At 72.1% G+C, this 15186-nt stretch carries 9 protein-coding genes; 3 read left to right on the forward strand and 6 right to left on the reverse strand.

Features of this window, described 5'->3' with window-relative positions:
- Positions 1–26 precede the first annotated feature (26 nt).
- The gene (locus ACIBR0_RS02585) at positions 27–1226 is read left to right on the forward strand and encodes an arginase family protein (RefSeq protein ID WP_396712325.1); all 1200 of its coding nucleotides are present in this window, start codon (positions 27–29) and stop codon (positions 1224–1226) included.
- Positions 1227–1352: 126 nt separating this feature from the next.
- Here the strand turns inward: ACIBR0_RS02585 and ACIBR0_RS02590 are convergent, their stop codons facing one another.
- Entirely contained in the window at positions 1353–3308 is a 1956-nt protein-coding gene (locus tag ACIBR0_RS02590; protein WP_396712326.1) for a penicillin-binding transpeptidase domain-containing protein, read from the reverse strand.
- Positions 3309–3600: 292 nt separating this feature from the next.
- Between ACIBR0_RS02590 and ACIBR0_RS02595 the strand changes: the two genes are divergently transcribed.
- Positions 3601–8673: an NAD-glutamate dehydrogenase gene (locus ACIBR0_RS02595; RefSeq protein WP_396712327.1), complete on the forward strand. Its 5073-nt coding sequence runs from the start codon at positions 3601–3603 to the stop codon at positions 8671–8673.
- Between the two features lie 79 nt (positions 8674–8752).
- Here the strand turns inward: ACIBR0_RS02595 and ACIBR0_RS02600 are convergent, their stop codons facing one another.
- Positions 8753–9445, reverse strand: a complete 693-nt coding sequence (locus tag ACIBR0_RS02600; protein WP_396712453.1) for a class F sortase — start codon at positions 9443–9445, stop codon at positions 8753–8755.
- Between the two features lies 1 nt (position 9446).
- Complete coding sequence (locus ACIBR0_RS02605; protein ID WP_396712328.1) at positions 9447–10481, reverse strand: hypothetical protein; 1035 nt, start codon at positions 10479–10481, stop codon at positions 9447–9449.
- 519 nt (positions 10482–11000) lie between these two features.
- Between ACIBR0_RS02605 and ACIBR0_RS02610 the strand changes: the two genes are divergently transcribed.
- Entirely contained in the window at positions 11001–12794 is a 1794-nt protein-coding gene (locus ACIBR0_RS02610) for a glycoside hydrolase family 6 protein (protein ID WP_396712329.1), read from the forward strand.
- Positions 12795–12904: 110 nt separating this feature from the next.
- Here ACIBR0_RS02610 and ACIBR0_RS02615 read toward each other — a convergent pair whose 3' ends face one another.
- The 3 genes from ACIBR0_RS02615 to ACIBR0_RS02625 form a co-directional block, all read right to left on the reverse strand.
- Positions 12905–13288, reverse strand: a complete 384-nt coding sequence (locus tag ACIBR0_RS02615; protein WP_396712330.1) for a hypothetical protein — start codon at positions 13286–13288, stop codon at positions 12905–12907.
- Positions 13289–13419: 131 nt separating this feature from the next.
- Positions 13420–14460, reverse strand: coding sequence for a hypothetical protein (locus tag ACIBR0_RS02620; protein WP_396712331.1), 1041 nt, complete (start codon positions 14458–14460; stop codon positions 13420–13422).
- A gap of 10 nt (positions 14461–14470) precedes the next feature.
- Positions 14471–15064, reverse strand: coding sequence for a hypothetical protein (locus ACIBR0_RS02625; RefSeq protein ID WP_396712332.1), 594 nt, complete (start codon positions 15062–15064; stop codon positions 14471–14473).
- Positions 15065–15186 lie beyond the last annotated feature (122 nt).

The raw sequence follows: 15186 nt of genomic DNA on the forward strand, positions 1-15186 counted from the left end.
CGCTCGACCTTCGAGGACGGGAGCCCATGATGCGCCGGATCGCCGTCCTCGACGCGCCCAGCAACCTCGGCCTGCGGCCACCCACCGTCACGTCGGTACCCGGCTGCGTCAAGGCACCCGGCGCGCTGCGCGACCACGACCTGCTCTCCCGGCTGCGGGCCCGGGACGCCGGCTGCCTCACCCCGCCCCGGTACGACCCGGGGGACTGGCGGCCCGGGGACGGGGTCTGCCACGCCCCGGAGATCGCGGACTACTCGGTGGCGCTCGCCGAGCGGATCGGCGCGATCATCGACCGGGGGGAGTTCCCCCTGGTGCTCGGCGGAGACTGCTCGATCCTGCTGGGTTCCGCCCTGGCCATGCACCGGCTCGGCGAGGCGGTCGGCGGCCGGATCGGGCTCGTCTTCGTCGACGGCCACTCCGACTTCCGGCACCCGGGCAACGCCTCGTACGTGGGCGCGGCCGCGGGAGAGGACCTCGCCCTGGTCACCGGGCGGGGACAGGCCGACCTGGCGGCCATCGAGGGGCGCCGACCGTACTTCCGGGACATCGACGTGGTGGTGCTCGGCATCCGGGCGCAGGACGAGTACCGCCTGGACCTCCAGGCCGCCGGCATCACCACCCGGCCGGTGCCGGCGCTGCGCGCCGAGGGTGCGGCGCGGACCGCGCAGTGGGCCCACGAGCAACTGGCCGACTGCGCGGGCTACTGGGTGCACGTCGACGTGGACGTGCTGGACCCGGCGGTCATGCCGGCCGTCGACGCGCCCGACCCCGGTGGGATCGCGTTCGCCGAGTTGGAGATCCTGCTCGCCGGCCTGGTCGACACCCCGCACTGCCTCGGCGTCGAGCTGACCGTGTTCGACCCCGACTACGACGCGGACGGGTCGTACGCGGCCGAGATCGTCAACACGGTGGTGGCCGGTCTGCGGCCGGTCTCCGCCCCCGAGGCGGTGCCGCCCCGGCTGCTGCCCGGCCCGCCGCCCGCCCCACGCCGGGGCGACGTCCGGCCGGTCGCCCTGGACGCCGACGGTCGCCGGAGTGAGGGCCGCTCCTCCGCCGTCGAGACCCCGCGCGAGGTGCCCGACGACGCCCCGGTCGCCCTGGAGCCGGTCGGGCCGCCCGCCGCGGCCGGCCCCGGGCTGCTACGCCGGTCCCCGTCGCCCGGCCCGGACGCGGAAATGGTCGGGCCGGAGGACGACAGCTCCCACTCCGCCGCCGGCATCGCCTGACTCCGTCCGTCGGCCTGCCCGTCCGGCCGCCGCTGCCGTCGCTGCTGCTCTGCTGCCGCTGCTGCGCGCCCGCGTGCGCGGGGCGGTGCGGCCCGCGCACGCGAGGCGGTGCGGGCCGGCGCCGGGTCAGCGGGGCAGGGCGCGCAGGAAGCGCTCGACGATCGGTACCGCGGTGTCGGTGCTGGCGCCGCCCTTCTCGACGAAGACGGCGAACGCCACGTCGCCCTGCCAGCCGACGAACCACGCGTGGGTGTTCTTCGGGTTGTTGTCGTACTCGGCCGTGCCGGTCTTGCCGTTCACCGGATCGCCGGGCACGTCGGCCAGGGCGGTGGCCGTGCCGGCGGTGACCACCTCGCGCATCATCGCGCGCAGCGCGGTGACGGACTCGGCCTTCAGTTCCGGCCCGGAGGCGGCCGGCTTGGCGGGGGCCGGGTCGAGCACCAGCTTCGGCTGCACGAAGCGCCCCCGGGCGACCGCCGCGGTGGCACCCGCCATCGCCACCGGGCTGACCACGGTGGTGCCCTGACCGATCGCGGCGGCGGCCTGCTCGGTGCCGCCGCCGTTCGCGGAGACCTTGCCGGTGAACGCGTCCAAGCCGACGTCCCACTGGCCTTCCAGGCCCAGCGCCCGGCCGGTGACGGCGAGCCCGTCGGCTCCCAGTTGGGGCGCCAGTGCCGCGAAGGCGGTGTTGCAGGACTTGGCGAAGTCGGTGCGGAACGGCACCCGGCCGAGCGCGAAGTCGTCGGAGTTCTTGAAGGACCGGCCCTCCACCGGGAGGAGCTTCGGGCAGTCCACCGGCGCGTCGGGAGTGACCGCGCCCCTGTCCAGCAGGCCGAGCGCGCTGACCATCTTGAAGGTCGAGCCGGGCGGCACCTGGGCGGTGAAGGCGAGGTTCTCCCCGGCCGGTCCGGGGCCGTTGGCCGCGGCGAGCACGGCGCCGTCGCTGACGCGTACGGCCACCAGGGCGGAGCGCCGCTTCTCGGGACGCAGTGCCGAGTCGGCCGCGTTCTGGACGGCCACGTCGAGCGTGGTCTTCACCGGCTGGCCCGGCTGCGGCTCCCGGCGGAACACCTCGTCGCCGGTGGGGACCAGCTTCCCGTCCTCGCCGGGGCGCTGGACGATCACGGCCAGTCCCGGCACGCCCCGTAGCCGCTCGTCGTGCCGGCCCTGGAGACCGCCGTGGCCGACCAGGTCGCCGGCCACGTACCGGTCGGGGAACTTCGCCAGGTCGTCGGCCTGGGCCGGGTCGACGGTGCCGAGCACCGCACGCGCGAACTCGCGGGTGGGCGCCAGGTCGAGGGTGTCGTCACGGAACTTCGTGCCGGACAGCGGGTAGATGCGCGGTTTGATCTGCAGGTACGCGTCCCTCCGGAGGGTCACCACCTCGACGAACGCGCCCGGCTCGGCCTCGGCGACGCGCTTGGGCAGGTCGGACAGGTCGACCGCCGGGACGAGAGCCGGGCGGATGGCCCGGAAGGCGCTGTCCAGTTGCCGGCTCAGCCGCCGGATGTCGGTCACCTCGTTCGGCTGCACCCCGACCCGGACCACCGGCCGGGGCGCCACGACGGGCTGACCGGCGGCGTCGAGCACGGCCGCGCGCTTGCCGGTGTCCCGGCGCAGGCCGAGTCGGTCGCCCCGGGTGAGCTGCTCCTGCACCACCGCTGGCTCCCAGATGACCTGCCACCGGTCGTCGCGGCCCCGGGTGAGGCGCACCGGCCGCTCGTACGCCCACCGGGTGTCGCCCGGCAGCGTCCATTCCACGGCGACGGTGGCGGTGGCCGTGCCCTTCGTGACCGTCGGGTCGCCCGTCCGGCGCAGCGCGGGTGGGGTGGCGGCCAACTCGCCGGACAGTTCCCGGATCTCGCGTGCGACGTCCGCCGCCGGCACCTTCGCGCCGGTCGGGTCGACGAACCCGACCTTCTGGAGGTCGCCGGAGCGCCAGCCGGTCAGGAAGGCGTCGACCATGTCCTTCGGTCCGTCGTCGGACGAGCAACCGGTGAGTGCGCCGGCGGCGAGAGCGGTCGCGGTGAGCAGCGCCAGCGCCGGGTGGAGCCGGCGCCGGCCGGGGTACGACAGGTGCATGGAGCGGTCCCTCCGAGATCGGACTTCCTGCACCGTAGTACCCGGCCGCCCGAGGCGGTGCCCCGCGTGTGCGACCTGCGGCGACGGGGCAAGACGCAGGGCGAGCCGGGGTGATGAACAACACCATGCGGGGTACTCCTGGACCGGCCAACCTCGTACCCACAACAGGTGAAAGGACAGAGTCCGGATCCGGACGTCCGCACTGTGGTCCGCCGACGAAGGGGCACATCGGCAGGGCCTAGGCTGGCGGCAGAGTGACCCACAACGCGGTGGGTCGAGGGGAGTGGCACCGATGGACCGGCGTCCGGCTATCAAACCGGGACCCGACCTCCGGCAGGTTGACACCGGCCGGGACGACAGCTTCGATTCGGCAACCGATGGAGACGGTTACGACCGTCTCGACACAGGAGTGACCGGGATGACCGGTTCGAGTATCGACACCATCTACGACCTGGGTCTGCCAGCAGAGGCGCTGGCCGACGACGTGGAGGACTCGGAACTCGACGAACCGGTACCCAACGCGGAGCGCCTGGTGGCCCAGGCGGTCGCGCTCGCCGGCGACGACCACGACGTGGCGACCCTGGTCGGCCGCTTCTGGCGATTCGCGCCGGACGAGGAGCTGATCGGCTTCACCGCCGAGGAGATGCTCGACGCGGCCCGTGCCCACCGGGACCTGGCCCAGCAGCGGGTACCGGGCGAGCTGAAGCTGCGCATCCACGAACCTGATGCCGACCAGCACCACACGGTCATCGAGATCGTCACCGACGACATGCCCTTCCTGGTCGACTCGGTGACCGCCCTGCTCAACTCGCACCACCTCGACGTGCACCTTTTGGTGCACCCGCTGGTCGTGGTGCGGCGGGAGCCGCTGGGTCGGCTGGTCGAGGTGGCCGCGGACGTGGAGCCGGACGACGCGATCGCCGGTGACCTGGTCGAGAGCTGGATGCGGGTCGAGATCGACCCGGTCCGGGACCCGGCGGAGCGGGACCGGCTGCGGCGGGAGCTCCAGCGGGTGCTCACCGACGTCCGGGAGGCGGTCGAGGACTGGCCGAAAATGCGCCAGCGCGCGCTCGCCCTCGCCGACGAGCTGGCCACCGCCCGGACCAGCGACAACCGCCCGCCGGTTCCGGAGAAGGACATCACCGACTCGGTCGAGCTGCTGCGCTGGCTCGCCCACGACCACTTCACCTTCCTCGGCTACCGGGAGTACAAGCTGGTCGACGCGCCCGCCGAGGACGGCGAGGGTGGCGGCAAGGCACTGGAGGCGGTGCTCGGCACCGGGCTCGGCATCCTGCGTTCGGACTCCACGGACGCCCGTGCCCTGTCGACGATGACGTCGGAGGCGCACGAGAAGGTCACCGAGAAGCGCCTGCTGATCATCACCAAGGCCAACTCGCGGGCCACGGTGCACCGCTCGGCGTACCTGGACTACATCGGCTTCAAGATCTTCAACGAGGCCGGCGAGGTGGTCGGCGAGCGGCGCTTCCTGGGCCTGTTCTCCACCGCCGCGTACCGGACCAGCGTGCAGGAACTGCCGGTCGTCCGGCGGAAGGTCGCCGAGGTGCTGGACCGCTCCGGCCTGAGCCTGCGCAGCCACTCCGGCAAGGACCTGCTCCAGATCCTGGAGACCTACCCGCGCGACGAGCTGTTCCAGATCAAGACCGAGGACCTCTACCACGCGGTGATCGGCGTGCTGCGCATGGCCGGCCGCCGCCAGCTGCGGGTCTTCCTGCGCCGGGACGCGTACGGGCGGTTCATCTCGTGCCTCATCTACCTGCCCCGGGACCGGTTCACCACCCAGAACCGGCTCCGTATGCAGGACATCCTGCTCCGGGAGCTGAACGGGGTCGGGGTCGACTACACCACCCGGGTCACCGAGTCGATGCTCGCCCGGGTGCACTTCATCGTCCGGACCGACCCGACCAGGCCGCCGGGCGACATCGACGCGGACCTGCTCGCCGAGGAGCTGGCCGACGCCACCCGGCTCTGGGACGACGACTACCGGCTGGTGCTGGAGCGCAAGCTCGGCGACGAGCAGGCCAAGCACCTGTTCAGCCGGTACGCCGACGCGTTCCCCGAGGGGTACAAGGACGGGCACACCCCGTACGAGGCGATGAAGGACCTGGCCAAGCTCGAGCTGCTGGAGGAGGCCGGTCAGCTGGAGATGCACCTGTTCCGCAAGCAGCTCGCGCCGCGCTCCGGCGGCAGCGGCCGGACCCTCGACGTCGACGAGTCGATGGACGTGCGGTTCAAGGTCTACCGCTACGGGGAGCCGATGATGCTCTCCGCCGTGCTGCCGGTGCTGCACTCGCTCGGCGTCCGGGTGGTCGACGAGCACCCGTACGAGGTGGACCGCATCGACGGCCGGATCTACCTGTACGACTTCGGCCTGCGCCTGCCGGAGGGGCACCAGGAGCTGGCCGAGGTGCGCCCGCACGTGGAGAACGCCTTCGCGGCGGCGTGGCGGAGCGAGGCCGAGGTGGACGGCTTCAACGAACTGGTGCTCCGCGGTGGTCTCACCTGGCGGCAGGTCGTCGTCCTGCGGGCGTACGCGAAGTACCTGCGGCAGGCCGGCACGGTCTTCTCCCAGGAGTACATGGAGGCGACGTTCATCGCGTACCCGCGGATCGCGGCGCTGCTGGTGGACCTCTTCGAGGTGCGGTTCGCACCCGGCGCGTTCGACGCCGAGGAGCGGCAGCGGCGCAGCGCCGACCTGGTGACCGAGATCCGGGCCGCGCTCGACGACGTGGCCAGCCTGGACCAGGACCGGATCCTGCGGTCGTACCTGACGCTGATGCAGGCCACCCTGCGGACGAGCTTCTACCAGAAGCGCGCCGACGGGCGACCCAAGTCGTACGTCGCGTTCAAGCTGGACCCGCAGGCGATCCCCGACCTGCCGGCACCCCGGCCGAAGTTCGAGGTCTTCGTGTACTCGCCCCGGTTCGAGGGCGTGCACCTGCGGTTCGGGCCGGTGGCCCGGGGCGGGTTGCGCTGGTCCGACCGGCGGGAGGACTTCCGCACCGAGGTGCTCGGCCTGGTCAAGGCGCAGATGGTGAAGAACGCCGTGATCGTGCCGGTCGGCGCCAAGGGCGGCTTCGTGCTCAAGCAGAAGCCGGGCGACCGGGACGAGGCGGTCGCCTGTTACAAGGAGTTCGTCTCGGCGCTGCTCGACGTCACGGACAACATCGTCAGCGGCGAGATCGTGCCGCCGGAGGACGTGGTCCGGCACGACGGCGACGACCCGTACATGGTGGTCGCCGCGGACAAGGGCACCGCGACCTTCTCCGACATCGCCAACGAGATCTCCATCGCGCACAACTTCTGGCTCGGTGACGCGTTCGCCTCGGGCGGTTCGGCCGGCTACGACCACAAGAAGATGGGCATCACCGCCCGTGGGGCGTGGGAGTCGGTCAAGCGGCACTTCCGGGAGCTGGGCCACGACACCCAGAGCCAGGACTTCACGGTGACCGGTGTCGGTGACATGTCCGGTGACGTGTTCGGCAACGGCATGCTGCTGTCGGAGCACATCCGGCTGGTGGCCGCGTTCGACCACCGGCACATCTTCCTCGACCCGGACCCGGACGCCGCCACCTCGTACGCGGAGCGGAAGCGGCTGTTCGACCTGCCCCGGTCGTCCTGGGAGGACTACAACGCGGAGCTGATCTCGGCCGGTGGCGGGGTGTACCCGCGTACCGCCAAGTCGGTGCCGATCACGCCGGAGGTCCGCTCGGTGCTCGGCCTCGACGACGACGTCACCCAGCTCTCGCCGCAGGAGCTGATGAAGGCGATCCTGACCGCGCCGGTCGACCTGTTCTGGAACGGCGGCATCGGCACCTACGTGAAGGCGTCCAGCCAGACCAACTCGGAGGTGGGCGACAAGTCCAACGACGCCATCCGGGTGGACGGCAAGAGCATGCGCTGCCGGGTGGTCGGCGAGGGCGGCAACCTGGGCTGGACCCAGCTCGGCCGGATCGAGTACGCCCTGACCGGTGGCCGGATCTACACCGACTTCATCGACAACGCCGCCGGGGTGGACTGCTCCGACCACGAGGTCAACATCAAGATCCTGCTGAACACGGCGGTCGCCGACGGTGAGCTGACCGTCCCCGCACGGGACGAGCTGCTCGCGCAGATGACCGACGAGGTCGCCGACCTGGTGCTGCGGGACAACTACGACCAGGCGCGGGCGGTCAACAACGCCCAGGCGCAGGCCGCCTCGCTGCTGCCGGTGCACCGGCGGATGATCACCGACCTGGAGCGCTCCGGCGCGCTGGACCGGGCGCTGGAGGCGCTGCCGCCGGACGAGGAGCTGGCGGTCCGGACCGAGTCGGGACTGACCGCGCCGGAGTTCGCCGTGCTGCTCGCGTACGTCAAGATCGTCCTGGAGCGGGACATCCTCGCCGAGGGGCTGGCCGACGAGGAGTGGACCAACGAGGTCCTGGTGAACTACTTCCCGACCCCGATGCGGGAGCGGTTCGCCGACCGGATGTCGCGGCACCGCCTGCGCCGGGAGATCGTGACGACGGTCCTGGTGAACGAGGCCGTCAACCGGGGCGGCATCTCGTTCATCTTCCGGGTGGTGGAGGAGACGGCCGCCTCGGCCGCGGACGTGATCCGCGCGTACGTGGTGGTCCGTGAGGTGTTCGGGCTGCGCGAGTTGTGGGACGCCGTGGAGGCCCTGGACAACAAGGTCGCCCCGGAGCTCCAGACCAACGTCTACCTGGACACCCGTCGGCTGCTCGACCGGGCCGTGCGGTGGCTGGTGACCAACCGTCGTTCGCCGATCGACGTGCCGGCGGAGATCCGGCGGCTGCGGGACGGCGTGGCCCAGCTCCTGCCGGGGCTGGAGACGCTGTTCTACGGCAGCGAGCGGGAGGCCATCGCGGCGCACATGGAGTCGATGGCGGCCAAGGGGCTGCCGCGGGAGCTGGCCGAGCAGGCGGTCCGGCTGATGTACAGCTTCGGCCTGCTCGACGTGGTGGAGACCGCCACCGGTAGCGGCCGGAACGTCAGCGAGGTGGCCTCGGTCTACTTCGTGCTCTCCGACCGGTTCCGGGTCGACTCCCTGCTGTCGAAGATCTCCCTGCTGCCGCGCGAGGACCGCTGGCAGACACTGGCCCGGATGGCGCTGCGATACGACCTGTACGCCGCGCTGGCCGCGCTCACCGCCGAGGTGCTCGACTCCACTCCGGACAGCCTGCCGCCGCACGAGCGGGTGCAGCAGTGGGAGCAGTCGAACGCCACCTCGATCCACCGCGCCCACCGGGCGATGGGGGAGTTCGACGAGTCGCGGGCGGACCTCGCCGCCCTGTCCGTGCTGCTGCGACAGATCCGTACCCTGGTGCGGACCTCCGCGGCCGCCTGACCGCACGTGTGACGCGGCCCGGCCCGTCGGATCTTCCGACCGGCCGGGCCGCTCCGCGTCGTCCCGGGGCGCTCCGGCCTCACTCCGTCAGGGTGGCGAAGACGACCACGTTGTCCGGGTAGCTGCCGGCGGCGGAGTCGAAGACCCCGCCGCAGGTGACGACCCGCAGCCCGGGACGCTCGTTCGGGCCGTAGACCAACTCGGTGGGGAAGGCGTCCTTCGGGTACGACTTCACCGCGTCGATGGTGAAGGTGACCTGCCGGCCGTCGGTGCGGGTGACGGTGACGGCGTCACCCGGCTGCGTCGCGCCGAGCGAGAAGAAGACCGCCGGGCCCAACTTGGCGGAGTCGACGTGGCCGACGATCACCGCGTTGCCGACCTCGCCAGGGCTGACACCCTTCGAGTACCAGCCGGCGAGCTGCGCCTGGTCCAGCGGGGGAACCTCGACGGTGCCGTCCGGGTTCGTGCCGAGTGACATGACCGAGGCGTCCACTCCGATCCTGGGGATGGTGATCTTCGTGGGGACGGACGGGGGGAGGCCGGTCCTGGCCGGCGCGGGGTCGCCGGCGGTGTCCGGGTCCGTGTCGGCCACCGCCGGGCCGGTCACGTCCGGTTCGGCCTGGGCGAGCGGTTGCGGAGGTCGGGGAGCGGGCGCGGTCTTCAACGAGGCACCGACCAGGCCGGCGCCCACCATGGCGAGCAGGACGACGACGGCCGCGCCGGCGGCGCGCCACGGTTTCCCGTGACGGCCGCCGGCCCGTGTCGTCGCCAACTCAGACGAAGGACTCATCGGTCCGACGCCGGCGCATCAGCACGATGCCGCCCAGGGCTGCCGCGCCGATCAGGCTCGCCCCACCGGCGGCCAGGCCCCGGTCGGTGCCGGCGCCGACGCCGCCGTCACCACCGTCGACCCCACCGTTCGGCAGCACGACCAGCTCGCCCTCGCCGCACGAACCCTTGAGCTTGTAGCGGCCCGGCTCGGCGTCCGCGGAGACCGTGGCCTCGCCGTAGTAGACGTAGTCCCGCTTGTGCTCCCAGCGGTCCTTGTCCTTGCCGTAGCCCTCGGACTCCTCGTCCGACCCGTACTCCTCGTGGCCCTTCCAGTCGCGGCTCTCGCCGCCCTTGTCCGAGCCGTACTCGCCGTGGCCCTTGCTGTCGCGGCTCTCGCCGCCCTCGCGGTCGTACTCGTGGCCCTTGTCGTCGCGGCCCCCGCGGTCGTACTCCTCGTGGCCGTTCCAGTCGCGACCCTCGCCGCCCTCGCGGTCGTAGTCGTGGCCCTTGTCGCGGCCCTCGGCGTCCTGACCGTGCTCGTAGCCGTTGTAGTCGCGCGACTCCTCGGCCCCGGCGGCGTCGGCGCCCCCGCCCTGGCCGTTCGCCGGCGGCTGCGCGGGCGGCGTGCCCGGCTTGGTGGTGGCGGTGCCGGTCGGCTGCGGCTTCGGCTTGTCCTTGCCGTCGTGGCCCTTGTCGTCCCGGCCCTTGTCCTTGTGGTCGTCGCGGCCCTTCCAGTCGTCCTTGCCGTGATCGCGGTCGCCACGGTCGCCGCCGCGCTCCTCCCGGTCGTGGGCTGGCTTGAGCTTGACCTTGCCGGTGACCTTCGACCAGACGTACGCGTGCTCCTGCGGCTCCTCGCAGATTTCCAGGAGCTTGACCTCGTCGCCGGCCTTGACCACGTGCGGCTTGGCGTAGACCTTGCCCTCTTCGTCGTGGTGGTGACCGTCCGCGAACGCGATCCCCGGCGTGAACACGAGCAGGGAAGCGCCACCGAGGGCAGCGCCCGCAACGACCTTCCCGAGCATCTTGTTTGCCATGACCTGCGTCACTCCATCCCTGTTGTCCTGAGCTCGGCGACAACCGAGCTACGACCGACGTTAGACCGTTTCACGACTTATGAAGGGAAAGATTCGCGTTTTGACCTGCATTGGAGGTAAGCGGCTTAGAGGTGCTACATCCCCTTTCACGGCATGTCTCGTCCGCTCGTGTCGCCGCGCACCCTTGCCGCCGTCGCGCGCCGGAGCGGTCCGGTCGGGCATCATCGGCACGACATCGAGGCATTGCCATGGAAGCGCTCCCATGCAAGAATCGGCGCACGCGGTTGCAGGAGCCACACCGCGCAGGGCAGGGAAGTCGAGGGCACCGGTCACACCGGACGGCCTCCCGCCGACGACCGGTCCTTTCGCGAGCCGGTCGGCACCACCACCACCGCCCGTCCGGGTCGGGCAAACCGGAAGACATTCCCGTCGGCGCCGGCGGTCGTCCGCACAGGACGCCCATCGGGCCGTTCCGCCGGGCCGTACCCGCGCCCGGACTCGCCCAAGGAGATCAGTGGCATGAATGTGTGGAGAAGGCTGTCCGGCCCCCGCCGGGCCCTCGCGTTGACCGGCGCGGGTGCCCTGGTCGCGGGCGGACTGGTGACCCTCCCGGTCACCGTCGCGCACGCGGCGACACAGTGCGACGTGTCGTACACGACCAACGACTGGCCAGGCGGGTTCACCGCCACCGTGAACATCAAGAACATCGGCGACGCCCTGAACGGGTGGACGCTGGGCTTCACCTTCCCCGACGCCAACCAGAGGGTGCAGCAGGGCTGGTCGGCCCGCTGGTCGCAGTCCGGACGGACCGTCACCGCGCAGAACGAGTCCTACAACGGGTCGGTCGCCAGTGGCGCGACCGTCAGCATCGGGTTCAACGGCGCCTGGAGCGGCAGCAACCCGAAGCCGACCTCGTTCACCCTCAACGGGGTGACCTGCAACGGTGGCACCACGCCGACGACCCCGCCGCCCACGACGCCGCCGCCGACGACCCCGCCGCCCACGACACCTCCGCCGACGACCCCGCCCCCCACCACGCCTCCGCCGACCAACGGCCCGAAGGTCGACAACCCCTACGTGGGCGCCAAGGGTTACGTGAATCCGGAGTGGAAGGCCAAGGCCGAGTCGGTCGCCGGCGGCAGCCGGGTGTCGAACAACCCGACCGCCGTGTGGCTGGACCGGATCGCCGCCATCAACGGCACCCCGGACAGCAGTTCGAACGGCGCGTTCGGCGTGCGCAACCACCTGGACGAGGCGCTGCGGCAGGGTGCCGGCTACATCCAGTTCGTGATCTACAACCTGCCCGGCCGGGACTGCGCCGCGCTCGCCTCCAACGGTGAGCTGGGTCCGGACGAGCTGCCCCGGTACAAGGCCGAGTACATCGACCCGATCGCGGCGATCCAGGCCGACCCGAAGTACGCGAGCCTGCGGATCATCAACATCATCGAGATCGACTCGCTGCCGAACCTGGTGACCAACACCTCCGGCAACCCGGGTGGCACGGTCATGTGCGACACGGTGAAGGCCAACGGCGCGTACGTCAACGGTGTCGGCTACGCCCTGGCGAAGCTGGGCGCGATCGGCAACGTCTACAACTACATCGACGCCGCGCACCACGGCTGGATCGGCTGGGACAGCAACTTCGGCCCGACCGCGCAGATCCTGAAGGACGCTTCGGTCGCCTCCGGCAGCACGGTCAACAACGTGCACGGCTTCATCGTCAACACGGCCAACTACTCGGCTCTGAAGGAGCCGTACATCAAGATCACTGACACGGTGAACGGTCAGACGGTCCGCCAGTCCAAGTGGATCGACTGGAACTTCTACGTCGACGAGCTCTCCTTCGCCCAGGCGTTCCGGCAGGAGCTGGTCTCCAAGGGCTTCAACAGCAACATCGGCATGCTGATCGACACCTCCCGCAACGGCTGGGGCGGCACCGCCCGGCCCACCGGCCCGGGTGCGACGACCAGCGTGGACACGTACGTCAACGGTGGTCGCGTCGACCGCCGGATCCACCTCGGGAACTGGTGCAACCAGGCCGGAGCCGGTCTGGGCGAGCGCCCGAAGGCCGCGCCGGAGCCGGGCATCGACGCGTACGTCTGGGTGAAGCCCCCGGGTGAGTCGGACGGCTCCAGCACCGCCATCCCGAACAACGAGGGCAAGGGCTTCGACCGGATGTGCGACCCGACGTACACCGGCAACGCGCGCAACGGCAACAGCATGAGCGGCGCACTGCCGAACGCGCCGATCTCCGGCGCGTGGTTCCCGGCCCAGTTCGCCGAGCTGATGAAGAACGCCTACCCGGCGCTCTGAGAACCGGCACGCCTACCCGCCGCTGGCAGTAGGTGAGGCGCTTCCAGCGGCAGGTTCCCCGGGCCCCTGGTCCGACCGCTCCGGTGGTCGGGCCAGGGGCCCCCTGCCGATCAGGGCACGGTGCGCTCGATGGCCGCCTGGCCCATCTCGGCCAGGTCGCGGCGGGCGCGCTCCAGGTTCTCCGGCGTCATGTCCTGGCCGCGGGCCTTCACCAGGTCCTCCGCCTCCCAGGGCTGCTCCGCCCCGGTACGGATGTTGTCCCCGCCGGCTCCGGTGCCGGTGCCGGTCGCGCCGGTACCGGCGGCGTACGGGTCACCGAGGATGTCCTCGGTCGCCGCGTCCCGGTCCGGTCGGCCGCCGGGCTCGGTGAACGACGGGTTGTCCCGGTCGGCGCCGCCCCCGGTCATCAGCTGGGGTACGCCCGTGTCGTCCTCCACCGCCGCGGCCACCTCGGGGCTCTCCTCCAGCGGTCGGTTCCGGTCACGATCCGTCATGGCGCCGCCCTCCTGTCCGCACCGGGTTCGCTTCCTTCTCACGTACCCCCTGCGGACACCGCCATGCGCCGCCCACCGGAACATGACGGTGCCCCGGCGGGCACGCCCGCCGGGGCACCCGTGCGTACGGCTCAGCGGCCGAGGACCCGGTCCAGGAAGTCGCGGTACTGGCGTACCGCCATCCGCAGCTGCTCGGTGTCGGCCGAGCCGGCGTCCTGCCACGTGCCCAGCTTGGACTTCTGCGCGGACAGGGCCGAGGCGAGCGCCTGGATGGCCTCGTCGACCAGCGACTGGGCCTCACCGGCCGCCGCCCGCGGGTCGTCCACGAACCGCAACTGGACGTCCCGCCACCGGTCCCGGAAGCCCTGGGCGGTCTGCGGGTCGAACAGCGTCGCCGGCTCGGCCGCGACGGCGGAACCGGCGGGCCGGGCGGTGCCGGCGGACGCGAGCGCCTGGGCGCCGGCCGCGCCGGCCGCGCCGGCCAGCGCCGGATCGGCGTCCGGGGACGTCGAGTCCGGGTCGACCATGGCGGGAGTGGCGCTGCCGTAGCCGGCCGCGCCCGACCGGACGGCGTCCGGGTCACCGGCCCACGAGGTCAGGTCGCCGCGTCGCTCGGGACGCCCGTCCGTGGCGTCCGCCGGCAGCGCGACCGCGTCGGAGGTGTCGTCCCGCCGGTCCCGGCGGTCGTCCCGGTCGGCGTCGTCGACGTAACCGCCGCGGTCGGCGTCCTGGGTCCGGTGGTGGAACTCGGCGGTCGGGTCGGCCCGCCGCCCCTCCCGCTCGCCGTCCACGGCGCCGTCGCCGGGGCGGGCGGTCGCCTCCAGCCGCGGGTCCGGCTCGTCCTGCGGGCGGGGCCCGGCCAGCGCGGACGCGGCCACCGCGCCGCCGACCGTGGTGGCACCGAACGCCGTCGGCACCGGACCCGGCTCGTGGAACTCGGGACGCTCGCCGTCATCGGCCCGTACGTCGTGGGCACGGGTGCGGTCCGGGTCCGTGTCGTCCCGTCCGTCCCGTTCGCCGGCGACCGCCGGGTCGTCGAAGGTGCCCCGGTCGTCGAGCGCGTCCTCGGGGACCTCGGTGCGGGCGGCCCGGTCGCCGGGCGGCGGCACCGCGACCGGCGCGGAGCGTACGGCTTCGGGGTGCTCGTTGGTGACCTGCTCGTCCTGGCGCATCGCGGGCTCCTCAGCGGCTTGTGGCATCGTGGGACGTGTCCGGGTGGCGCTGCTCGGGCGGCCGGTTGCCCACCGGCTCCTCGCCGAGCAGGTCGGCGAAGAGGGCGCGGTAGTGCACGACCGCCTGGCGCAGTTCCTCGGTGCTCGCCTCTCCCCGGGAGTTACGCAGGTGGATCTCGTGGGCGTCCCGGTAGTGGGTCAGCGTCCGGGCGTGATCCACGGAGAGGTGGGCGATCTGGTCGGAGAAGTCACCGGTCGGGTAGCCGCGTTCGGCGATGAGCCGGGTGACCAGTTCGTCCGCGTCACCCACGGTGTCGGCCGGCGAGTCGATGAATCGGACCTGGAGTTCCTCCCAGGCGGCGGCGTACCGGGCCCGGCCCTCGGGGCTGAGCGGGGTGAGCGTGAGCTCGGCGTGCCGGCGTTCCCGGTCCCGCAGCTCCCGCTCGGCGGCGGAACGGTTGTCCTGTTCGGCGACGACGTGGTCGTACTCCGGGCCGAACCGGGACCGCAGCGCCCGGCGGCGCGCGTACGCCCGGCCCGCCACGACGAGCGCCGCGATCACCAGTACGACGAGAACTATGACGATTACCTGTGTGGGCGACATGGCTCCTCCTTCGCCCCCCGGTATTCCCTCCGTCGACTGATCGCCAATCCCGATCCGGGGCACTTTCCTGTCCGACGGGTAAACCTCGTGGTCCCGGAGTGGCTCGGATGGCCAGAGCAGGC

The organism is Micromonospora sp. NPDC049497, assembly GCF_044465805.1.
Lineage (GTDB): Bacteria > Actinomycetota > Actinomycetes > Mycobacteriales > Micromonosporaceae > Micromonospora.